Source organism: Pedobacter sp. SAFR-022 (assembly GCF_051965375.1).
In the GTDB taxonomy this organism is placed as follows: Bacteria; Bacteroidota; Bacteroidia; order Sphingobacteriales; family Sphingobacteriaceae; genus Pedobacter.
In genome coordinates this window covers 23,660-46,471 of sequence record NZ_JBQCME010000003.1, presented here as the reverse complement: position 1 = coordinate 46,471, position 22,812 = coordinate 23,660, and the positions used below count along the sequence as shown (strand labels likewise).

At 45.1% G+C, this 22,812-nt stretch carries 17 protein-coding genes and 1 tRNA gene; 17 read left to right on the top strand and 1 reads right to left on the bottom strand.

Annotation, left to right across the window (positions count from 1 at the left end; genetic code table 11):
* Positions 1-7: 7 nt before the first annotated feature.
* On the top strand, positions 8-1,108 hold the full coding sequence (locus ACTHQF_RS08525; RefSeq protein ID WP_440429687.1) for a DNA alkylation repair protein: 1,101 nt from the start codon (positions 8-10) through the stop codon (positions 1,106-1,108).
* A gap of 33 nt (positions 1,109-1,141) precedes the next feature.
* On the opposite strand, the gene ACTHQF_RS08520 is transcribed toward ACTHQF_RS08525, so the two are convergent.
* Positions 1,142-1,462: a hypothetical protein gene (locus ACTHQF_RS08520; RefSeq protein ID WP_440429686.1), complete on the bottom strand. Its 321-nt coding sequence runs from the start codon at positions 1,460-1,462 to the stop codon at positions 1,142-1,144.
* A 229-nt stretch (positions 1,463-1,691) separates the two neighbouring features.
* On the opposite strand from ACTHQF_RS08520, the gene ACTHQF_RS08515 reads away from it, so the two are divergent.
* The 16 genes from ACTHQF_RS08515 (at position 1,692) to ACTHQF_RS08440 (ending at position 22,809) form a co-directional block, all read left to right on the top strand.
* Complete coding sequence (locus ACTHQF_RS08515; RefSeq protein WP_440429685.1) at positions 1,692-3,083, top strand: trypsin-like peptidase domain-containing protein; 1,392 nt, start codon at positions 1,692-1,694, stop codon at positions 3,081-3,083.
* Between the two features lie 529 nt (positions 3,084-3,612).
* Positions 3,613-3,686, top strand: a tRNA-Pro gene (locus tag ACTHQF_RS08510).
* 222 nt (positions 3,687-3,908) lie between these two features.
* A complete protein-coding gene (locus ACTHQF_RS08505) occupies positions 3,909-4,436 on the top strand; it encodes a DUF6933 domain-containing protein (protein WP_440429684.1) in 528 nt (175 codons plus the stop codon).
* Positions 4,437-4,476: 40 nt separating this feature from the next.
* Positions 4,477-5,667, top strand: coding sequence for a winged helix-turn-helix domain-containing protein (locus tag ACTHQF_RS08500; RefSeq protein WP_440429683.1), 1,191 nt, complete (start codon positions 4,477-4,479; stop codon positions 5,665-5,667).
* A 114-nt stretch (positions 5,668-5,781) separates the two neighbouring features.
* Positions 5,782-8,028, top strand: a complete 2,247-nt coding sequence (locus ACTHQF_RS08495) for a PAS domain S-box protein (protein WP_440429682.1) — start codon at positions 5,782-5,784, stop codon at positions 8,026-8,028.
* 93 nt (positions 8,029-8,121) lie between these two features.
* Positions 8,122-9,393 carry an erythromycin esterase family protein gene (locus tag ACTHQF_RS08490; protein WP_440429681.1) on the top strand — a complete coding sequence of 424 codons (1,272 nt, stop codon included), beginning with the start codon at positions 8,122-8,124 and terminating at the stop codon, positions 9,391-9,393.
* Positions 9,394-9,438: 45 nt separating this feature from the next.
* Entirely contained in the window at positions 9,439-9,612 is a 174-nt protein-coding gene (locus tag ACTHQF_RS08485) for a DUF6496 domain-containing protein (RefSeq protein WP_440429679.1), read from the top strand.
* A 29-nt stretch (positions 9,613-9,641) separates the two neighbouring features.
* Positions 9,642-10,601 (top strand): nitrilase family protein, encoded by a 960-nt coding sequence (locus ACTHQF_RS08480; protein WP_440429677.1) that lies wholly within the window; start codon positions 9,642-9,644, stop codon positions 10,599-10,601.
* A gap of 183 nt (positions 10,602-10,784) precedes the next feature.
* A complete protein-coding gene (locus tag ACTHQF_RS08475; protein WP_440429676.1) occupies positions 10,785-11,369 on the top strand; it encodes an RNA polymerase sigma factor in 585 nt (194 codons plus the stop codon).
* Positions 11,370-11,457: 88 nt separating this feature from the next.
* Positions 11,458-12,606 (top strand): FecR family protein, encoded by a 1,149-nt coding sequence (locus ACTHQF_RS08470; RefSeq protein ID WP_440429675.1) that lies wholly within the window; start codon positions 11,458-11,460, stop codon positions 12,604-12,606.
* Positions 12,607-12,758: 152 nt separating this feature from the next.
* Positions 12,759-16,199, top strand: coding sequence for a SusC/RagA family TonB-linked outer membrane protein (locus ACTHQF_RS08465; RefSeq protein WP_440429674.1), 3,441 nt, complete (start codon positions 12,759-12,761; stop codon positions 16,197-16,199).
* Between the two features lie 12 nt (positions 16,200-16,211).
* Positions 16,212-17,678, top strand: coding sequence for a RagB/SusD family nutrient uptake outer membrane protein (locus ACTHQF_RS08460; protein WP_440429672.1), 1,467 nt, complete (start codon positions 16,212-16,214; stop codon positions 17,676-17,678).
* A 6-nt stretch (positions 17,679-17,684) separates the two neighbouring features.
* Positions 17,685-18,509 carry a DUF4843 domain-containing protein gene (locus ACTHQF_RS08455; protein WP_440429671.1) on the top strand — a complete coding sequence of 275 codons (825 nt, stop codon included), beginning with the start codon at positions 17,685-17,687 and terminating at the stop codon, positions 18,507-18,509.
* Between the two features lie 17 nt (positions 18,510-18,526).
* The gene (locus ACTHQF_RS08450) at positions 18,527-19,954 is read left to right on the top strand and encodes a PKD-like family lipoprotein (protein WP_440429670.1); all 1,428 of its coding nucleotides are present in this window, start codon (positions 18,527-18,529) and stop codon (positions 19,952-19,954) included.
* A gap of 34 nt (positions 19,955-19,988) precedes the next feature.
* Complete coding sequence (locus tag ACTHQF_RS08445) at positions 19,989-21,119, top strand: redoxin family protein (RefSeq protein ID WP_440429669.1); 1,131 nt, start codon at positions 19,989-19,991, stop codon at positions 21,117-21,119.
* 28 nt (positions 21,120-21,147) lie between these two features.
* Positions 21,148-22,809: a trypsin-like peptidase domain-containing protein gene (locus tag ACTHQF_RS08440; RefSeq protein ID WP_440429667.1), complete on the top strand. Its 1,662-nt coding sequence runs from the start codon at positions 21,148-21,150 to the stop codon at positions 22,807-22,809.
* Positions 22,810-22,812: the final 3 nt, after the last annotated feature.

The following is a 22,812-nucleotide window of genomic DNA, read 5'->3' as shown; positions in this document are numbered from 1 at the left end:
GAAAACGATGTCGGCATTAAAAGATCTTTATACACCTGCGTTTTACAGCGGCATTGCCCAATGTATGCGCGAAAGCATCCCTGGCTTTGATGAACCTGCTTTCATAAAGCTGATTTACACACCGGCATTTGAGGCCATGGAGCTTAAAGCACGGATGAAACACACCGCAGTATGTTTGCATCAGTTTATGCCGGATGCCTACCAAGAAGCTGTTATACTGCTGCAGCGCCTGGTTGATCGTTTGCGCGCTCATGGATTCTGGCAGGAGCGGCTTGAAATGATGTTCCTTCCGAATTACATAGAGGTTTACGGGCTGGATGATCTGGAAACTTCGTTAGAGGGAATGGTGTTTATAACGCAATACGTAAGTTGTGAATTTGCGATCCGGCCTTTTCTGAACAAATATTTCGATCAAACTATTAGCAGGATGTTGACCTGGACACAACATTCACATGCCCGTGTACGCCGCCTCGCCTCTGAAGGCTGCCGTCCCCGGCTACCCTGGGGACTTTCTGTGCCGACCTTGAAGAAAGATCCTGCTCCATTGCTTCCTATTTTGGAGGCTTTAAAAAATGATCCGGACGAGGCCGTAAGACGTAGTGTAGCAAACAACCTCAATGATATTTCTAAAGATCATCCTGAGCTCGTGGTAAAGATCGCTCAAGCCTGGAAAGGTCATAGTAAGGAAACCGATGCCATAATTAAACACGGTTGCAGGTCTTTGCTTAAACGTGGGCATGCCTCAGTGCTTGATCATTATGGTCTGAACAGTGACGGTCTTTCTTTAGATGAGTTTAGCATCCTGAGTCCTGAAGTCAAAATAGGGGATACTTTAAGCTTTACCTTCCGGATTCAAAATACCGCAGAAAAGTCGAAAACGGTACGACTGGAATATGCCATTCACTATAGAAAAGCAAATGGACAGTTAAACAAGAAGGTTTTTAAAATAAGTGAAAGGATCTACCAGGCAGGTCAGGCTGAAACAATTAGCCGGAATCAATCATTTAAACTGATCACAACACGAAGATTCTATGAAGGCGGCCATATGCTGGAGATGATCGTCAACGGATCGGTAATGGCTAAAGGGGAGTTTGTTGTTTATAATTAAGCTGTTGGACACCTGTCCAACAGCTTAAATGTATTACTCAACCGGTTTTGGTTTAAGTTGTGATTTAGATACATAGATCTTTGCACCGCGCTCATCAACATAGTAGTACCTCGACTTGTTGTCAATATAAATCTTTTGTCCGGCAGGTCCGACCATGTCTTTGTAAGTTTTATCTACAATGGTGGAGGCACCTTTAACTGCGACCTCTGCAGTTTTATTGCCGACACTTTTCGCAGTTTTCTTGATCTTTTTATCTGGATCAATCTTCAAGGTATCTTTCTTCTCTTGCGCAAATGCTGCCGTGCTGCAGGTTACTGCTACAGCAAGGGCGATCGTTTTAAGCATGTTTTTCATAGGATCACATTTTTGGTTTTCAGATGAACGGTACATTATCAACGACTTATAGCGGGTTAATTACTGTACCGTCCGGTGTTGTATTTGATATAACAGCATTTTAAGTGAGATGTTCTGAACGGGTCTGTGATTTTACGCTGTTCTGATGTATTTGGAAACTGTTTAGCTACTCAACTGTTAGCTAAAGGAGATCATAGATCACTCACGATTCAGAAACAAATTAAATCAAATGAAGAAATCTGCAACTTTGTTCTTATTTATCCTGACCTGGATTATCATAGGTATTGGTTTCTATTTTCTAAACAGGAATAGCGCCGAAGAAGCCTCGACAACGTCACGTGTAACAAGCAAACACGGTGACATGAGCAATCGGGCCGATTTCGTAAATGCGGCACAGTTGGTGACTCCGGCAGTGGTACACATCAGAACGGCCTCTGGTTTAGGCTCGGGCGTGATCATTGCAGCCGATGGCTATATTGCCACAAACAACCACGTGATTGAAAATGCGGAAGCCATCACCGTGATCCTGCCTGACCGGCGGGAGTTTCAGGCTAAGCTCGTTGGCCGTGACCCGAATACCGATCTGGCCTTACTGAAGATCAATGTGAATAAGTTGCCCACCGTGAAGCTGGGTAACTCCGACGAGGTGCTGGTCGGTGAGTGGGTGTTGGCAGTAGGTTACCCATTCTCCTTAAGCACAACAGCCACTGCAGGTATTGTAAGTGCAAAAGGACGCAACATCGGTATCATAGAAGCCAGTCAGCAGGCGGCGGCGGAGCAGGCTAGTGGGGCTATTGAATCGTTCATTCAGACTGATGCGGCCATTAATCCGGGAAATAGTGGGGGTGCATTGGTCAACACCAGGGGAGAGTTGATAGGGATCAATGCAGCAATTGCATCAATGACCGGAAGTTACGCGGGTTATGCCTTTGCCATTCCAGTCAATTTAGCGAAGAAGATCCTGGACGACTTTAAGGAATTTGGCGAAGTTAGACGTGGTATTCTTGGTGTAAGCTTTCCATCTCCATCTATAGAGGATCAATTTTTAAAGCAACAAGGTATAAAGCCTGGTTCTGTCAACGGTGTTTTCATCACAGACATTCAAGGCGGCAGTGCAGCTGCAGCTGCCGGGTTAAAAGCTGGGGATATCATTCAGAAAATAGACGGGCAACAGATCTATTCGTCGTCCGAGTTCTCCGAGCGCATTGCAAGGCGGCGCCCTGGTGATGAAGTGAAGTTAACCTATCTGAGGAATGGTAAAGCACAAAACACCACAGCGAAACTGAAGGCAGAGGACCGGTCCCCTGATCTGGCAGCCAGCCAAAGTTTAAACGAGATGTACGAAAAGCTGGGCGCACGATTTACGCCATTGTCGCCTGCGCTAAAACAACGGTTGCAGCTAAACGCGGGAGTGGTTGTAACCGAGGTTAGTCGGAATGGGGTGTTCGGGCAGCTTGGTATTCCTCCAGGAACGATCATCGTGTACATCAACGGAGCGGAGATCCTGAGCCCTAATGATATCGAGACTGCATTGATCGAAGCTGGCCGGTCCAGGATTCAAATCCTGGCGATTGCACCAGATGGATCTAAAGTTGCCTTTAACTTTTCATTCGGGGCTTAGCGGGTAACCGGTAGATCATATTTTTGTGAGCACTTGCGAGGTGGTTAATAGGGATTTGCTACGTCTCCATACGTAGCAACCACGTAGCAACTACCTTGCAAGTACGTCTCAAACACCTAGGAACAATCATTTTCCCCGCCACATGAATGCTCAACTTTGTAAGCTTACTGGATATTTTAAGCGGAATAAGCCTTTATTGGCTGAAAATTGCAGTGCTGATTTGCCGTATAAGGTAGCTCGGGCAGCATAAATCATTGGTTTAAGGCATGCACGAGAAGAATAGATGAAAATTTTTCTAGTTGATCATGAACCGCTTACAGGAAAGATGATGCTTTTGGTTTGTGAAGACTTCCTGGAATTGAAAAATGTTTCTACCTTTGAACCATACCAATCGCAAGGATATGCGGTAACGGTTTGAAAAGAGAAAGAAAAATATTTTAAAATAAATTTCTTTATCAAAGTAAAAGTTCTACTTTTGCAATCCCAAACAACGACAGAATGCAAATTTTGAAGTTGGACAACACCAGTTCGGGGTGTAGCGTAGCCCGGTATCGCGCCACATTTGGGATGTGGAGGTCGTAGGTTCGAATCCTGCCACCCCGACTTAAAAAGCCTCTAAGTGCAAACTTAGAGGCTTTTTTCATTTTAGAACTAACCTCATCACTTTCAAGGGATGATTGCTAGCGGGTTAAAAGCTCCTGAGGTAAACGAGCTTTTTCTACGTGTTTGCGTTTTTAAGGTGGATGGCCCGGCCGGGCAATGATAAAATGATTATTTTTACGAGTAGAAGTTAAAAAATAGTTTTGTCTAAGTAGTCTAACACGTATGCGAACGAAAGTCTATACAACGAAAAAACTGCAGAAATTCGTCGAAAAGCTCATCACCTCCGACACTGATGCTGAAACCGGTTTTCTAGGTAAATGGAATGCTACGCTCTTTTATGTAGAACGGAAAAAATGTTTATTGTTTACGAATGGCTTTACCAAATACAGTGTGATCCTGGCAGACATCAAATCATCGGACTTTAAGAATCTTGAAGAAAGGTTTAAAAGTACTTTCATCAATCAACTAATTTATGATGGAATTATTGCCGATTTCAAAAAGGTTGATGCGCTTATTGGTGCCCTGGACTTTCTGCCTACGGACAATGATCATGTCACCAAAGGGTTTCAGAACCAGCGCATATATGAATTGGAAATTTGGAAAGCAGAATTCAGAACTTTAGAGCAAATGCCAATGACGGAGTTATCGAGTCGAATGAACAGAATACCGATACACATTGGAAAGAGCAAAAGACTTTCTGATTTTACCACTTCCACCAAGGAAATGAAAAATCTAATGTCTCATCTCTGAAGCACTTATATCATCTTTCCACGATACATGATCTTGTTTAATGGATATTCCTTTTCTGACTAAAGCACAAGCCCGAAGGATAATTCTTGATGCTGCCGGTCTTGCCAGAGCGGCGCAATTCGGCATGGGCAAGGAGGCCGTCTATCGCGTCATTGAGCAACTTGGTTTTGTGCAGCTAGACACCAATCTTGTAGTGGAGCGCGCGCATCATCATGTGTTTGCGAGCCGGATACCGGATTATCAAACAAGCTGGTTAGACGAACTCTGCGAAGAAGGTCGCGTGTTTGAATATTTCGCATCCGATGCAGGCTTCATGCCGATGAGCGATTTCCGCTATACCTTGCCTGTAAAACAAGCCTTTTCAACACAACGTGGGGTGCTCACAAAAATGGAGGTAGATTTAATGAATCAGATTCTTGACCAGGTAGAGCGGGATGGACCAGTCAGAATTGGAGATTTTGAAAATGACCGATTGGAAGCTAGTTCAGGATGGTGGGACTGGCGCCCCGCGAAGGTGGCTTTGGAAAGGTTATATCTTGATGGTAAATTGATGATCCGGCGGAACAAAAGCTTTCAGAAAGTTTACGATCTCCCGCTGAACTTCGTACCTGAAGAAATTGATCAGCGTTTACCCAGTGCGGAGGAATACGCGCAATATATCATTCATCGAAGCCTGGGCGCTTTGGGTGTGGCTTATGCAAAAGAGCTGGCCTGGCGTGCACGACGCGTTAAAGGAAACCTGGTAAGGCAGGAGCTGGACAATATGGTCCAAAGCGGAGTAGTAAAGCTGGTGCAGGTGGAGGGTTTAAAAGATCGGCTGTACATGCTGGCAAATCAGCCGGCACAGCCTGAAATCACGGCTGAAGTCTTCATTCTTTCACCCTTCGATATTCTTAATGTTTTCCGGTACCGCCTTAAAGACTTTTTTGATTTCGACTACCAGCTCGAATGTTTTGTGCCGGCTTCTAAACGTAAATACGGCTATTTCTCTTTGCCGATACTCGCCGGAGATACCTTTGTTGCAAGAATGGATGCCAAGGCAGATCGGAAGAACAAAGTGCTGATCATACATAATCTGCACTTCGAACCGCTAAACATTCTTCCAGATCACCTGCTGAAATTGACTATGGCGCTGAAGGCCTTTGTCCTCTTCAACCAATGCATCGATATTCGTTTTATTAATTCGAACAATGATGAATACCTGAATTTCATTAGTAATGAATTCTCCTGAACTAGCGCTTAGAACGGAAGAATATTTCAGTTTGTTGCCCCGGTGGAAAATATTTGCATAAATTAGTGTGAAATTATCTCCTAATACTAGTTATTCTATTACCGCATCCCACCTATGGTCAACTTGGAAGAGATTGAACTGATCTACAATTGTATCCCAACCCCCTGTGTAATTCTGGAAGCCAACGCACCGACATACACCATCGCTATAGCCAATCCTGCTTTTATAAAAGCGACTTATTCGAATTGGGAATACATCATTGGACGCCCTTTTTTCGAAGTGTTTCCGGCCAACGCCGATGATGATGGAAGTAGGACTGTAAATATTACGGAAGCCTTTGACCACGCTTTTCAGCAGAAAACACCTCATCTTGTGACGAGACACCGTTATGATTTACCTGCGGCGATTGGTTCTGATCAGGAGGTCCGTTACTGGAACATTGAAACCTATCCATTAATGGATCAGGATGGAAGCGTGCAGTATATCGTTCAGAGTTCTACTGATGTAACCACCTTGGTGCAAGCGGAGCGCCAATTGGAAGATAATAATGAACGCCTGTTACATGAATTGGAAGCACGGGACTTCATGGAAGCAGCTCTTCAGCTTAGCAATGAGCGGTTTACATACGTTAATATGGCGACTAACGACGCCATTTACGATTGGAATATCACCTGCAACAATATCGAGTGGGGGCAGGCTTTTTTAAACCTTTATGGATATTCTACCGATGAACAATTCCCGATTGAAAAATGGATGGAGCTGCTTCATCCGGAAGATAATACCAGATTGGTGCGCAGTTTAAATGCAGCGCTTAACGATCACAGCAGGCACAGCTGGACCGGAGAATATCGACTACGAAGAATGGACGGCAGCTATGCGGATGTAGAAGCAAACGGCTATATTCTTAGAAATGAAAAAGGCCTTGCCAAGCGCATGATTGGTGTGTTGCGGGATGTTTCCGCGCGAAAACTTGCGGAAGCAGAACTACAATCGCTCAAAGATACTTTCAGTGATCTATTCCATTTGAATCCATTCCCAATGTGGGTATTTGATCTGGAGTCGTTGATGTTTCTGGATGTAAACGAGGCCGCAGTAGGTCATTATGGATATTCAAAGGAGGAATTTCTAAGCATGTCGCCCAGAGACATTCGTCCCACAGAAGACCGTGATGGATTTCTTCAGATCATCGAAAATGAAGTAAGGCCCGGTTTCGAACATGTTTCGACCGTTCGCCACCAGAAGAAATCCGGAGAGGTCATTTTTGTGTATGTTAAGGGGAAATCGATCAGATATGGTTCCCGGGCGGCGAGAATTGCTGTAGCTATTGACGTTACAGAAAAGATTAAATCAGAAGAAGCGCTTAAGGACAGTGAACGCCGTTTTAAAACCTTGATCCAGGAGAGTTCGGACTTTATAGCCATTCTTGATGCTGACGGAACTTATAAATACGTAAGTCCGCCAGTGGAGCGACTGTTGGGCATAAAGCCAGAACAACTTATTGGTCAAAATGCCTTCGATGCTATCCATGGGCCCGACCGCGAAATACTGGCTACACAACTTCAAAATCTCAAGGATAGAACTTGCATGAAGTTGCCGCCGTACCGGATTGTTGATCAGCAAGGTAAAACACAGTGGATGGAAACGATTATTACTGACCTGAGGAACGACAGTGCCATCGGCGGAATTGTTTGCAATGCCCGCGTGGTAACAGATCGGGTTGAACAGGATTTAAAAATTAAGGAGCACCTGGAGCGCTTCAATGCAGTGTCGAAAGCAACGAGTGACGTGATCTGGGATTTTAACATCATTACCGGGGGGGTGTTATGGAACCACGGGATGCAAGCTGTATTTGGACATCAAGAGTTGGAGGTAAATTTCCAGTGGTGGTATGATCGCGTACATCCTGAAGACGTTGAGCGGGTAACGGGCGTGGTTAACCACCACGTGGAGCACAGGCTTCCGCGTTGGACAAGTGAATACCGGTTCAGGTGTGCCAACGGCCATTACAAGTATGTGCTGGACAGGGGCTTCCTGATCTTTGACCAAGAAGGTCACGTGCTCCGCATGATTGGTGCATTGCAGGACATCAGTGAACGGGTTGCCTACACCAAAACTATTGAAGCACATAACAAGCGTCTTAAAGAAATCGCCTGGACCCAGGCCCATCTGGTACGAGGTCCGCTCACCAGCATTTTAGGCTTAATGGAATTATTGAAGGATCCCACGACGGACGAGAATACGCGGGATGCGATCATCGCCTACTTAGATCGGTCGGCAGCACAACTGGACGAGACCATCAGGGTTATTATCAATAAAAGCCATGATTCTTTACAGGATCCTGTCTCTTATCCCACGCGATAGAAAAAGCCTTCCGAATCAATTGAATTTCCCGTTCTTTTTTGTTAAACCATCTGAATAGCAGGGTTGTTTGTTGTAAAAGATGTCAAGAAAAACATGGTAGGCCAGGGAATACATAAACTAAAGACAACTGCTGATCTGGATCCTTTGATGGACCGTATTGGTGATGCAACCTGTGTGCTTCTAGGAGAAGCATCACACGGTACACATGAATATTATACCTGGCGTACTGCGATTACTAAAAGGTTGATTGCGGAAAAGGACTTTAACTTTATCGCCGTAGAGGGTGATTGGCCGGACTGTTATCGGGTTAACCGCTATATTAAGGGTTATGAACAGCAGGATGCGGCAGCACATGAAGTGCTAAGCGCATTTACCAGGTGGCCGACATGGATGTGGGGAAATTGGGAGATTGCAGCTTTGGTAAGCTGGCTAAAGAAACACAACCTGAATACCGCTTCCCGCAAAGTAGGATTCTATGGCCTGGATGTATATAGCCTTTGGGAGTCCATGGAGGTGATGGTTAAATATCTGGAGGAACATGATCCATTGGCTGCCCGTACAGCAAGGCAGGCGATTGAATGCTTCCAGCCATATGGCCGTGATGAACGAAAGTATGCAAGAGCGCAGTTTACCATTAATGATAGCTGTCGGGAGCCATTGATTCGATTGCTCGCAGAGATCAGAAAAAAAGCTCCAGGCTTTGATCATGATCCGGAAGCGGCATTGAACACCAGTCAGAATGCTTATGTCGCCCTTAACGCAGAGGAATATTATAGCAATATGAGCGGGTTCAATGATGACACCTGGAACTTACGAGATACCCATATGATGGAAACCCTAAACCGCGTACTTGAATTTCATGGTCCTGGTAGCAAAGCAATTGTATGGGAACATAATACCCATATTGGAGATGCGAGGTTTACTGATATGCGGAAAGCCGGGATGATTAACGTTGGCCAGCTTGCACGCGAACAACTTGGTGAAGAGGAAGTTGTTCTTGTTGGATTCGGTTCCTATCAGGGAACGGTTGTTGCTGCTGATCACTGGGCTGCAGAAATGGAGGTTATGCCTGTTCCGGCAGCGCGGAGCGGCAGTATTGAGGAAATGTTGCACGCTTCATCAGCTGAGAATAAGCTGATTGTTTTTGATGATCATAACCGCAAGGCCTTTGATTCGGTGCTGCCACATAGAGCAATAGGTGTAGTGTACAACCCACAGCATGAGCGATACGGGAATTATGTGCCAACGGTGCTTAGCTCCAGATATGATGCATTTCTATATCTTGATCATACACGTGCTGTTCATCCTTTAGAGCTCCACCCTGATCCAGCGCTGGTGCCTGAGACCTATCCATTTGAATTTTAAGAAAAACTGGTTGAAAGTTCTTGAGACAATAATAAATGCTAAATTATGGCAAAGTATTCTAAAAAAGCAGGCGAAAAAGTAGAAGAAGCCATGCATGAGATGAAAGCGGGAAAGTTAAAGACCGGTGCTGGAAAGAAAGTTACTTCTCAGAAGCAGGCCGTAGCTATCGGGCTTTCAGAGGCAAAGAAAGAAGGCGCTAAAGTGCCTAAGAAAAAGTAAAAGGAATAAATTGATTTAAATCTGATTTGATGGAAGACTTGCGAATTGCGACCGCACAATTTGAAAATAGCAGTGGTGACAAAGTATTTAATTTAAATAGGATAGAGGCGCTTACAGCAGTGGCGAAAGCACAGGGTGCAAAGGTTGTCGCTTTCCATGAATGCTCCATTACTGGATACACTTTCGCCCGAAATCTTTCAAAAGCAGAGCTCCTTGATGTGGCGGAGTTCCTTCCTGAGGGCCCATCTATTCGCCGTCTAACTCAAATTGCGAGCGCTCATCAGATGGTGATCCTTGCGGGCCTCTTCGAGAAAGATGCCGAGGGCCGGATCTTCAAAGCTTATGTCTGCGTCGGTGAAAACGGGCTAATCGCTAAATTCCGAAAGTTACATCCTTTTATTAATCCACACATCACGCCTGGAAACGAGTATGTGGTGTTTGATCTCTTTGGTTGGAAATGTGGCATTTTGATCTGCTACGACAACAACATTATTGAAAATGTACGCGCGACCAATTTACTTGGCGCAGACATCATCTTTATGCCTCATGTTACCATGTGCACGCCGTTGACCAGACCAGGTGCGGGCTTTGTGGATCCAACGCTTTGGTACAATCGTGAAAAAGATCCGACATCATTGCGGCTGGAGTTCGATGGCCTGAAAGGGCGGGCCTGGTTGATGAAGTGGTTGCCGGCACGTGCTTACGATAACGGGTTATACGCCATATTCTCCAATCCAATCGGCATGGATGATGATCAGCTTAAAAACGGCTGCTCCATGATCCTCGACCCGTTTGGAGACGTGATTGCAGAGTGCAGAAGCCTTGAGGATGAGGTGGTAACTGCATTGATTACCCGAGAAAAGGTAACGCAATCCGGTGGGTATCGCTATAAGAATGCCAGAAGACCCGAGCTCTATGCAGGTGTTATTGGCGCAGATCATCTCGCTGAACAGAAGGTTGTTTGGCTTCATTCGGATGCTGAACGTTGATTAACCGCTATGCTTACTACTCCAATTGTGGCCTTTTTAATTATCTATCTCATCAAAGGGACAAGAAGGCACCGGGCATTTACAGATAGATCCCGGTATTAGATGAAAGTACAGCACTTATAAGTTGCTATATTTCTCCAAAAGAATGCGGGATTTTTTATATGTTTACCTTAAAGGTCAAACATGTACGAGGAAAACGTAAAAATATTAGAAGATTCAGCACTTGTACTGCAAGTTGCCGCACAAAATCGTCTGGCATTTGATGAATTGTACGACCGTCACTTCAAATTGGTCTATAATGCTGCATTTAAAAGGCTAAATAGTGCTGATCAGGCAGCCGATATTGCTCAGGAAGTGTTTGTTCAGCTTTGGACAAGGAAATCCACCGCTCCAATCGAGAATTTACCTGCATATTTATTTACACTGGTGCGTAACAACGTTTTCAAGTTTTTGGAACGTGAACAAAGATATCAGCCCCTGCCTGAACTTTTTGATCGATGGGACGGTAGCACCGGTAATGCGGACGCAGTTTTACTTTACCAGGAGTTTGTTGTTGCCTTTGAACAACTCGTTAGCGCGTTATCTCCACAACAGCAAATTATCTTCAGAATGCGCTATGAACAGGAGTTAAGCCCAGCTGAAATTGCTGATAAGCTAGATATCTCCCCGAAAACAGTGAGAAACCAACTCGGGAAAGCCTTATTTAGATTAAAAAGTGCTGTAGCAATTTCGATTTTGTTCTACTTTATAATCTCTGGCAGGTTGTAAGTCCCATTCTTTACATTCTTTTTGATTTTTTTTTGCAGCGCGTGGGCGGATTCTGTTTATCTCGACTCATATATGTAAATGCTGCCCGATGGAACCATTAAATGAGCAACTATTCTTAGAAATTCTGGCCAAATACAATGCTGGCCGGGCTACCAAAGAAGAGATTGCGTACTTAGAAGCCTATTACAACTTATATGAGGTTAACGAGCTAGATGCAATTCAGCAAGGGGAAGCTGAACTGAAAGCAAGTGTAAAGGCGAAGATAGATACTCGTCTCGGCGGCCGGAGCAAGGTGCTGAACATTGCCTTGCGCCGGTATGCTGCAGCGGCGGTAATTTTGCTCTCCCTGACTGCAGGTTTATATTTTACCCTTTATAAGCATGATAGTGCGAAGCGGCAGTTTCTGGTTCAAGACCGGGCACCCGGAGGTCAGAAAGCTACCCTCACACTTGCTAACGGCGATGTCATAACCCTTGATGGTACTGCTACCGGGAAAATCGCAGATGAAGCTGGAACAAAGATCCTGAATTCGGCTGATGGTACGATCATTTATAGCGGTAATTCCGCAAGTACTCGAACCGCCGCAGCTCAACTGCAAAACACAATTGCTACGCCTAAAGGTGGACAGTATCAGCTTATACTGGCCGACGGTACGAAGGTTTGGCTGAATGCGGCATCTTCACTAACCTATCCCACAGCATTTGACTTGCATGAGCGCAAGGTCATGTTAACAGGAGAAGCCTATTTTGAGGTTGTCAAGAATGCAAGCGCAGCATTCAAAGTTGTAACTCCAAATCAAACGGTGGAGGTTTTAGGCACACACTTTAATGTCAACGCCTATGTGGACGAAGCGGCGACAACCACCACTTTGCTTGAAGGTTCAGTAAGGATTTCGAGCGCTGCTGGTAAAAAGGTCCTTAAGCCGGGTGAGCAGGCGCAGACAAATGCGAACAGTGGAACTATTTTGATGACCTCCGGGGTGGATGCGGGTAATGCCATTGCCTGGAAGAATGGTGTATTCTCTTTTGAGAATGAGGATCTGGAGATGATCATGAGGGAGGTCAGTCGCTGGTACGACATTAAGATCATTTATGATGGCCCTCTCCCGAAGGAAAAATTTGTCGGTGAGATCCCCCGAAATAGTAAGCTTTCTGAGGTATGCCGGATTCTAGAACTTAACAACCTCCAGTTCAAGATCGAAGGAAATCAGATGACTGTTTCTGCAAGAAAACAATAGATTATTAACCTTATAAACCTAAGAACATGATTAAAATGCTACACTAGTCATCACAAGAAAAAACCGGGATACCTTCACATATCCCGGCCGAATGAAGTCTGCAGCTGCCTTCGAACCAGCTGCTTAATTGAATCTTAATCCTAAACAAAAGTATGAAATTAACCTGTCTTTACAAGGCGGCCCAGGTGCCGCGTGCCGTAAAGTTTAAACTTCTTCTGGTGATGAAATTGACTTCTATTTTATTATTCATCAGTGCCTTACATCTCTCTGCTGCCAGCTTTTCGCAAACCGTTTCCTTATCAAGGAAGAACAGTTCTTTGGAAAGTGTATTCAGGGAAATAAAGGCGCAGACTGGCTACCTTTTTTTTTACAATGAAAAGCTGAATACCAGGAAACCCAACGTTAGTGTAGAACTAAAAAGCGTTACGCTTGAACAAGCGTTGGATGCCTGCTTAAAGGGGCAGGATCTTGTTTATGATATTGTAAATAAAACCATAGTGATTCGGGAGAAGGTGCCCGAAAAGTCCTTATCTGGACAACGCATTCAACAGACCATCATCAAGGGTACTGTACTGGACCCGGATACCAAGGAGCCAATACCGGGTGTGAATGTCACTTTGAAAGATAACAAGGCGGTAAAAACGCAAACCAACAACCAGGGGGAGTTTAGTATCAATGCAAATGCCGGAGACATCATTGTATTCAGCTATATTGGCTATAAACCTAAGGAGCTGAAGGTTGCAGAAGCGAAAATCATCACGGTCGTGATGGAAACACAAGTAAACAGCATGGATGATGTTGTGATCACCGGATACCAGATCGTCAAAAAGGACACCTATACCGGAAATACCATCACCATCCAGGGCGATCAGCTGAAACAGATCAACTCACAGAACATTCTTAAAAGTATTCAGAATTTTGACCCTTCCTTTCGGATACTCGATAATAACCTGCTGGGTTCAGACCCCAATGCCTTGCCAAAAATTAACGTCCGGGGTGCAACTGCTGTTCCTTCCATTAACGATAATGTGTTGGACCGGAATAATCTTTCAAGTAGCTATAACTTGCCAACTTTTATTCTTGATGGATTTGAAGTATCCCTGCAAAAAATCACCGATCTGGACATCAATCGTATTGCGAGTGTGACCTTGCTGAAAGATGCAGCCGCGACAGCGATCTACGGATCACGTGCAGCCAATGGTGTAATGGTTATCACCACCAAAGCGCCTATTCCGGGAAAGCTACAGCTAACCTACAACTATGAGCTAAATCCTACAGCACCCGATTTGAGCGATTACAATGTGCTCAATGCGGAACAAAAGCTTGAATATGAGCGCCTGTCGGGTCTATACACGAACGGGAGGAATAATGTGGGCAACCAGGATGATCTGGATGAACTTTATTACAGTAAACTTAAAAATGTATTAAGTGGTGTAAACACCTACTGGTTATCGCAGCCATTACGTAATACTTATGGGCAAAAACACAGCCTATATGCCCAAGGAGGGGATTCGACCTTTAGATATGGTGTTGATTTACGTTATCAAACCCGTCCGGGTGCGATGATGGGCTCTGACCGGAATCAGTATAGTGGAGGGATGGTATTTAATTATAATCCGACACGTAAACTTCTCATTAAGAACGAGGTAACGCTGACTCAGGTGAATGCGCAGAATTCAAAGTATGGCGATTTTTCCTCTTACGTACGAATGAACCCTTATTACCCGATGACAGATGCTGAAGGTAATTTGATCCAGGAGATCGCCAATTGGCAAATAGATACGCATTTGGATGGCGGGGATCAGTACAGAACGGTGAAGGTTTTTAGTCCGCTTTACGAATCAACGCTGGGTAACTTCGATAAGAATTCATATTTTGAATTCATTGATAACCTATCCGCTGACTGGCGGATTACACCAGACCTGAGGTTTATTGGATCTTTCAGTTTCAACCAGAATAAAGCAAACAGCGACAGGTTTGTTTCGCCCTTCAGCAATACGTTCATTGATGGCCCAACCAACGAGATTCAGAACCGTGGCAGCTATGACTACAGTACTACCGATACCTGGACAGCAGATGGTACCCTGCGATTGCTGCATAATAAACAAGTGGGTGACCACAGTTTTAATACCACCTTGGGTGCAAACGGGATTGCTAGTAAAGGGAACTATAAATCTTTCGCTGCGCGGGGGTTCAGCAATGACAAGTTTTCAGGTATTGGCTTTGCACGAGGCTATGCGGAAAATACCTCACCTTCAGGGGAGGTTTCTGAAAGACGTTTGCTTGGATTTGTAGCTGCGGAGAACTATGCTTTGAAAGACAGATACCTTCTGGATGCTTCCTTTCGTTTAGATGGATCATCCATTTTTGGTGAAGAAGGTCGTTTTTCTCCTTTTTGGTCCTTGGGCTTAGGCTGGAACATTCATAAGGAAAGCTTCATGAACAGGCTTTTACCCGTGATTTCCAGAATGCGTCTGACCACAACCACAGGTTTCACCGGTTCTGCATCTTTTCCTGCTTACCTATCTAAATCCATCTATAGTTATCAAAAATCGAACTGGTATTCTACAGGCGTAGGGGCAGTTGTAAACGGCTATGGAAATGAAAATTTAAAGTGGCAGAAAACAAGGAACTATGACCTGAGTCTAGACCTTGGGCTGTTTAACGATCGCGTTTCCATCAGGCCGGTATACTACTATAAACTTACGGAGGGATTGTTAACCGATATTGATATTTCGCCTTCAACGGGTTTCACCGTGTATAAAGCAAATCTTGGTGATATGGTTAACCAAGGTTATGAAGTATACCTGACCCTGAATGCTTACAAATCGGCTGAATGGAATGTCAATTTGATGGGTAATCTTGCCCACAACAAAAATAAAGTTGTGAAGATCTATGATGCGCTGCAGGCCTTTAACAACAAGATTGACGAACAGCAAGATGATCCGGACAATAACGCCACTTCAATCCCAATGCTGCGTTTCAAAGAAGGCCAGTCCATAAACACCATATATGCCGTAAAGTCTAGGGGTATTGATCCGGAAAATGGTAAGGAGATCTTCGAAAAACTGGATGGTACCTATACCTACGACTACGATATTAAAGATACACAACCTGTGGGCGATGAAACACCGCAGTTGCTCGGAAGCATGGGCGGAAGTGTAACCTATAAACAGTTTATGCTAAGCTTCAGTGTAGGTTATGAGTTCGGCGGCGACAGGTATAATCAGACCTTGGTAGATCGTGTTGAGAATGCGGATCCCAGGTTTAACGTGGATGCCAGAGCGCTCACCGAAAAGTGGCAAAAACCCGGTGATATTGCCTTCTACAAAAACATTGCAGATCCAGGAACCTATCTGGATAATACCAGAACATCCTCGCGTTTTGTTCAGCGATATAATACCATCAACTTACAATCGGTTTACCTATCCTATGATTTCAAACGCAGTGTGGCTAAGAAACTTGGATTACAAGCACTGAGACCTTCTATTACGGCTAATGACCTGTTCAGAAGTTCAAGCATTGAGATTGAACGGGGAACAGTATATCCTTTTGTAAGAAGCGTGACCTTCGCCTTAGCAGCAACATTTTAAAAAACTCAAAACATGAAGAAAATCTGTACAATTATATTGATGATGCTAAGCTTGTCATCATGCAAGAAATTTCTGGATGTTAAACCAGAATCTGAAATAGATAAAAACGAGCTGTTTACGACCGAGGCTGGTTTCAAAGAAGCATTAAACGGTGTGTACCTGCATTGTGCAGGAGGACAGCTATATGGAGGTTATATGACCTTCAGTCTGTTGGACATCATGGCACAGAACTATAGATTTACCGATGTCAAATTTCAGGAGATTGCCAATTTCAACTACGCATCCGCAACACTAATATCGGACACCAGAACGATTTGGGAACAGGCATATCGTGGTGTGGCAAATGCAAACTACATCTTAACTACAATTGACGAACGTAAATCGCTTTTCCGGGATAAAAATTACGAGATTATAAAAGGGGAGGCTCTGGCCTTGCGGGCTTACCTGCATTTTGATATGCTTCGGATGTTCGCCCCATCTTTCGTTAGTAAACCATTGGGGAAAGCTATTCCCTATGTGACCACGGTAACGCCTACCAACACACCTTTCCTGAACGTGACCGAAGTGCTGGACCTCACGATTGCTGATCTGGAAGCTGCAAAGGCCTTACTGAGCCTTTCTGATCCGATCCTTTCTTCCGGATATGTCGTTGGCTACCCTGATGAGCAGAAAGCAACGGAGTTAAACCACCCGGATCTTTTTCTGCAGAACCGAAGACACCGGATGAACTATTTCGCAGTGTGCGCGCAGTTGGCCAGGGCTTACCTTTATAAAGCTGACTTTGATAAAGCATTGCTAAATGCCAAGATTGTTATCGATTCTGAGAAATTTCCCTTTACCAAAGTAGAAGATTTTATCCAGGGTGATCTAAGTAAAAAAGACCGGATCCTGTATAAGGAACTTATCGCTTCATGGTACATCCCTAATGCGAAAGACATGCTGATTAACCTGTTTTCCAAAGAGGCACCTGACTATAGCCCCACAGTTAGTCAACTTGACGAGATATACGAGAAACAACGCTTTGGTGCGGAAGATAACCGCTACAAGCAATGGTTTGTAAATGTTAAAGGTCAGCAATCGGCTGAAGATCGGAGCTTATTACAGAAATATGTGGTGAATTCTGCACCGCTGTCAAACCTACATCCCTTAGTCGCTCCGGCATTGCGTTTGAGTGAAATGTACTATATCGCTGCAGAAGCAAGTTTTGACCAGAATCCGTCGGAAGCACTGATGTATTACAACACGGTTCGGAGAAACCGGGGGATTCCGGATGACCTGACGACGGTCGCCAACAAGGGCGAATTTCTCGATCTCCTCCTTCTTGAGGCGAGAAAGGAATTCTATGGGGAGAGCCAGACTTTCTTTATGTACAAACGCCTAAACCATGCGATTAAGATTTCACAAACACAAAGCATCAGTCCATCCGATAAGATCTTCGTGTTTCCGATACCTGCAACCGAGTTAAACACCAACAACTAATTAGACATGAAGCATAGAATATTGATTTTCTTACTTGCCTGTAGCGTGATGCTGGCTTGCAAAAAGGATGAAAAGTTCCTTTATGATGTGGAGATTGACAACATTTACCTGGACTACCAGGACGAAGAACAACTCACGTATAGTTTTGCCTATACTCCAGGTCTCCCCAAGGATACCATATGGGTTCCGGTGAAGATTTCGGGTAAACGCGTAAGTCGCGAGCGCAAGTTCCAGATCCAGGCTACCGACACTGGTACCACAGCTAAGCCTGATGTACACTACGAGGCGCTGAAGCCATTTTACATCATGCCCTCAGATTCAGGAATGGTAAAGGTCCCAATTGTTTTGCTAAATGCACCCGGGCTGGAGTCGCAATCTGTAAAGCTGACTTTTCAGGTAGTTGGAGGTGAGGATTTTGACAACAAGCTGCCAAAGAAGACCAGAACGAAAAGCCTGCTTTTCTCAAATCGCCTGGAAATGCCATCATGGTGGATGTTATGGGTGGGTGAACTTGGGGCCTATAGCCGGGTGAAACATCAGCTATTTTTGATTTCGTCAGGTACCAGGGACCTGTTACCACAATCGGAATTTATGGAAATACCGAGAAGTCTGTTCTATATCTCGAACACACGTTCTTTACTGAAGTTTCCATTTAGCTGGGTGGATACACACCCGGAGCTAGGTTACGTGTTGACTGCAAGGACGGATGGTTCAGGTGATTACGACCTGTACCAAAAGGATGCACCAGCCACCAAGTTCCACCTCAAATACTTTAGTGCCGCTGATACCTATATTTTCCTTGATGAAAATGGGAACCAGATCACGATGTAAATTTTAACTCTAGATCCATGAAACAAAGACAAATATATATTGCCCTATTACTGTTCCTGGGCATCTTAGGCTGTAAGAAGGACCTCGGCAACTATGATTATAGTCCGCCATCTGAACCGGTATTGGAGGATTTCCGCGATGCCACTTTCGACGCCAACCTCGGTGATACGCTAATCATTGAACCGAATGTGGTTATTGAAGGTGCTGATCCTTTGAAGGATCTAACTTACGACTGGAAAATTGATGTTTCTGAAGAGGCGCGTTCCGATGATTATAAAGGCTACCCATTGAAGCTGGTTTATAATCTGGCGCCACGACTGCGCGACGCCAAACTGACGATAACGGACAATCGCAATGGCATGAAGTATACCTTTCCCTTTAAAATTTTGGGGACTACGCCTTTTTCAACTGGCCAGACCATTCTCAGTGTAGAAAATGGTGTGACGAAGCTATCCTTTGTAAAGGCTGATGGTACAGTTCTGAGTGATATTTATCGAAGTCTGCACGGCGTCGACCTGCCTGAAAATCCCGTGCAGCTATTCGCTAAGCCTATTGTTTATCAAGGTGGTACCGTTGAAGATTATTGGGTGGTATGTCAAGACAATGCTACGGGAGGGGTAATCCTGGATGGTTCTTCCATGTTGAAGAAAAAGGACTTCAGGGCGCAGTTCCTCATTACACCACCTAGTGTAGTGCCCGCAGTGTTTGATGGCTCCGCAGGCTATCCCGTAGGTCTGATTAATGGAAAGCTCTACCAAAGTATAATCACTACTGCGCCGTTTGCTCCAGATTTCGGGAAGTTCGCGAATGCGGAAGCAGGAGACTATGACCTGTCTCCATTCTTCACTTTTGCGCAGGGCAGGTATTATTTCGGCTTCGACAAGAAGTCAAAAGCCTTTGTATCCTTCAATTCATCAGGAGGGTTTACCGGTACGACCTATAAGGTAAATGGTACCGGGCTTCCTTTCGACCCTAAGAAGCTGGACATGGACAATCTGATCTTCATGCGTGCTGTTTCGGGTAACTCCTATGCTTATTTCCGCAGCCCAGCTGGCGAGACCTATGAGTATGGATTTAACCTCGCCATGGATGATTATAACAACCGGGCGATAACACCGCTGCACAAAAAGGTGTTTAAAGGATCCACTTTGGTGAAGGTCGACACCAAGTGGGTTAAATCACCTGTCGATATCTTTTATTTTTCTTCTGATGACAAGATCTATCGATATAACCCGATCAATGAGGATATCCGCCAGCTTACCGCTGATCTTGGCGGAAGGAAAGTGACGATGCTGCAGCTTAGCGGCGATGGCAACGAGCTACGGGTTGGGGTACCTGGAGCGCTGCTCCGGCTTGACGTCCGCGTTGGAGAGACCGGCAAAATTCTGAACACCATTTCCGGCATCCCGGGAGACCCGCTTGATCTGGTGGTTAAAGACTATTAATACAAAACCTAATTAGAACTTATTACAAGAAAACATGAAGAAATTCCTTATTCTACCTGCATTATTCGTCAGCTTTCTAGCTGTTGCACAAAACAAACCGTTCACCATGGCTGGTAAGCTAGGTGCATTAAACAAGCCAGCGATGGTTTACCTGGATTACATGGACAATGGCGAAGGGCATGCCGACTCGGCCTTATTGGTAGATGGTAAATTTAAGTTTACCGGGCAAATTAAAAGTAATGCTTATGCGCGCATGGCCCTGGACCATACCGGGGAAGGTAAAAACAAAGCGGTTTACACTGGAGATGTAATCTATTTCTATTTCGGTCCGGAAAACATCACGGTGAATTCCAAAGATTCTTTAGCTACTGCAGTATTTACGGGTTCAAAAATTTATGATGAGCATATGGCCTATAATAAAACGATAGGTGGTTCTATTATGGAGCTCACTAAAGCGGTAAACGCTAAGTTTTCGAGCGGAAGTCCGGAAGATCAGAAAGATCCAGGCTTCATGAAAGCTGTTAATGACTGGTACCGGGCCAAGCTTGATAACAAGAACGAGCAGCAACTTCTTTTTGCAGAAAAGAACCCCAATTCATTTTTTGCCTTGGTTGCCTTGTCTGAAACGCAGAAAGACAAAGCGAATGAAGGCCGGATTGCGGCTGCCTTTAAAAAGCTGAACCCGCAGTTAAGGTCGCTAGATATGGGTGTTGAACTGGCTCAACGTATTGATGCCTCAACGATGACCGCAATTGGCGCAACCGCACCAGTGTTTTCGCAAAAGGATGTTAACGGAAAGTCTATTTCATTGGCTGACTTAAAAGGTAAAGTTGTGCTGGTAGAGTTCTGGGCAAGCTGGTGTGGCCCATGTCGCGCAGAGAACCCGAACCTGGTTAAACTTTACAATCAGTACAAGGACAAAGGGTTTGAAATTTTAGCAGTTTCCTTAGATAGCGATAAAACGGCATGGGAGAAAGCCATCAAGGCGGATGGTTTGCCATGGTTACATGTATCCGACCTTAAAGGCTGGAACAATGCTGTTGGACGACTATATGGCGTAAGAGCAGTTCCTGCAAGTGTGCTGGTTGATAAAGATGGGAAAGTGATTGGCAACGAGCTGCGTGGTGAAAGCTTGAAGGCTAAACTTGCAGCGTTGTACAACTAAGCGCATGAGGCAGCTTATATTTTTGCTGATGTTAGTTTGCTGTACTGCTTCGGGTACTGCCGTCGCTCAGCAGGCTAACGCAAGAGACTTGCAGGAAACCATACATCGCGCGATAAAACGCGCTTATCCGGCAAGCGTCCGGATTTGGGCTTTTGATACTGTCCGGAATGTACGTACAGGGCCACAATTTACCGGTGTTGTCGCTACACCAGAAGGACACATCTTAACTGCAGCGCATGTAAATACTCCCGGAACGACCTACAAGGTCATGTTTCCGGATGGCCGATCGACGGTTGCGGTGGGCAGGGGGGAGATTGAGTTGGAATCAAGGCCGTTTATGCCTGATGTTGCCATGCTGAAGATCGTTAATGAGGGTGTTTGGCCGTTTGCTCCAATGGGGCATTCGGCTAAACTTACCAAAGGTATGCTGAGCATAAGTATTGCATATCCCGAGTCACTGGATCAGGCACTACCGATGATCCGTGTAGGCGAGATATACGACGTACATAATGAGTATGGCTTTCTGCAATCGACCTGTCTGATGGAGCCCGGTGATTCCGGAGGCCCCTTGTTTGATGGCTTTGGGAATGTCATCGGTATTCACAGTGCTGTGGACGTGTCAGAAAAGGAAAACTTTGAAGTGCCTGTTGATTTATACCGGACGTACTGGACAGCCTTACAGCAAGCGAACACCTATGGTGATTATCCGAAGCAAAAAGACAGTGTTGGAATCGAGACGGTTTCCGGCAGCTTAAAGATCTTTCCTGAACTGGATGAGCCAGATCAATTGATCAGGGTAAAAAAGGAGATCATGAGCAGTGCTGTCTTGATTAGTAGCACGGTGTCTGGTGCCCCGAAACAGATCATGGGTGCTTTAATTGAGACTAAAGGAATGAAGAGGGTTGCAAAGCAACCGGATACAAGCCTGGTGATTAGCAAGTCTTCGTATGTAGGCGATCATCCCACGGTATCGCTTGCAGGTAAAACGCTGAGGGCTAAAGTGCTTACAAGAGATAAGCTGAATGATTTAGTTCTGATTGCTATAGATAAGCAATTAAAGGGCGGAATTGAACTGGCAAAGGTTGATACTGCATCTATTGGCTTAGGTGACTTAGGACGTTTCTTGGCTTCGCCACTCGCTGCGGGGAAATATCGTATAAGTGTGCTGGGCACGGGGACATTTAGTTTACCCAAGCAGGAGAGTGTAGGTTATCTGGGTGCGCAAGTCGCCTACTTCGGGCCGCTTGAGATTACTGAAGCAGCTGCAATTGCAGGGACTGCTACTTTTGAGAAAGGTGATGAATTGCTGGTTTTGAATGGTGAGCAGGTGGCTAGCCGGGCGGATTTCCTTCGCGTGTCAAAAAAGTATTGGCCAGGAGACAGTGTTAGTGTAGAGCTGAAGCGTGCGGGAAATACCCTTGTTCATGATGTTGTACTGGGCTGGAAGCCGGAAACCGCAGGGAGTCACCAATCGGAAAGATTTGAGGGTGGAAAAAGCAGGCGGCGGGATGGCTTTAACACCGTGTTTGCGCATGATGCAAGATTGAAGCCGGAAGAATGTGGCGCTGCGGTGTTCGACCTTGATGGGCGTTTTTATGGTTTAAACATCGGCCGCTACAGTCGCGTGAGCAACCTCGTAATTCCTGCATCCGAGGTTTTGCATTTTGTTGAACAAGCGTTGGCCCCTTAGCAG

Bases quoted from the DNA above. Each gene is read 5' to 3' on its own strand.
- ACTHQF_RS08515 (WP_440429685.1), top strand. From the start codon at position 1,692: ATGAAGAAATCTGCAACTTTGTTCTTATTTATCCTGACCTGGATTATC.
- ACTHQF_RS08495 (WP_440429682.1), top strand. From the start codon at position 5,782: ATGGTCAACTTGGAAGAGATTGAACTGATCTACAATTGTATCCCAACC.
- ACTHQF_RS08480 (WP_440429677.1), top strand. From the start codon at position 9,642: ATGGAAGACTTGCGAATTGCGACCGCACAATTTGAAAATAGCAGTGGT.
- ACTHQF_RS08485 (WP_440429679.1), top strand. From the start codon at position 9,439: ATGGCAAAGTATTCTAAAAAAGCAGGCGAAAAAGTAGAAGAAGCCATG.
- ACTHQF_RS08445 (WP_440429669.1), top strand. From the start codon at position 19,989: ATGAAGAAATTCCTTATTCTACCTGCATTATTCGTCAGCTTTCTAGCT.
- ACTHQF_RS08455 (WP_440429671.1), top strand. From the start codon at position 17,685: ATGAAGCATAGAATATTGATTTTCTTACTTGCCTGTAGCGTGATGCTG.
- ACTHQF_RS08505 (WP_440429684.1), top strand. From the start codon at position 3,909: ATGCGAACGAAAGTCTATACAACGAAAAAACTGCAGAAATTCGTCGAA.
- ACTHQF_RS08490 (WP_440429681.1), top strand. From the start codon at position 8,122: ATGGTAGGCCAGGGAATACATAAACTAAAGACAACTGCTGATCTGGAT.
- ACTHQF_RS08440 (WP_440429667.1), top strand. From the start codon at position 21,148: ATGTTAGTTTGCTGTACTGCTTCGGGTACTGCCGTCGCTCAGCAGGCT.
- ACTHQF_RS08525 (WP_440429687.1), top strand. From the start codon at position 8: ATGTCGGCATTAAAAGATCTTTATACACCTGCGTTTTACAGCGGCATT.
- ACTHQF_RS08520 (WP_440429686.1), bottom strand. From the start codon at position 1,462: ATGAAAAACATGCTTAAAACGATCGCCCTTGCTGTAGCAGTAACCTGC.
- ACTHQF_RS08475 (WP_440429676.1), top strand. From the start codon at position 10,785: ATGTACGAGGAAAACGTAAAAATATTAGAAGATTCAGCACTTGTACTG.
- ACTHQF_RS08500 (WP_440429683.1), top strand. From the start codon at position 4,477: ATGGATATTCCTTTTCTGACTAAAGCACAAGCCCGAAGGATAATTCTT.
- ACTHQF_RS08450 (WP_440429670.1), top strand. From the start codon at position 18,527: ATGAAACAAAGACAAATATATATTGCCCTATTACTGTTCCTGGGCATC.
- ACTHQF_RS08465 (WP_440429674.1), top strand. From the start codon at position 12,759: ATGAAATTAACCTGTCTTTACAAGGCGGCCCAGGTGCCGCGTGCCGTA.
- ACTHQF_RS08470 (WP_440429675.1), top strand. From the start codon at position 11,458: ATGGAACCATTAAATGAGCAACTATTCTTAGAAATTCTGGCCAAATAC.
- ACTHQF_RS08460 (WP_440429672.1), top strand. From the start codon at position 16,212: ATGAAGAAAATCTGTACAATTATATTGATGATGCTAAGCTTGTCATCA.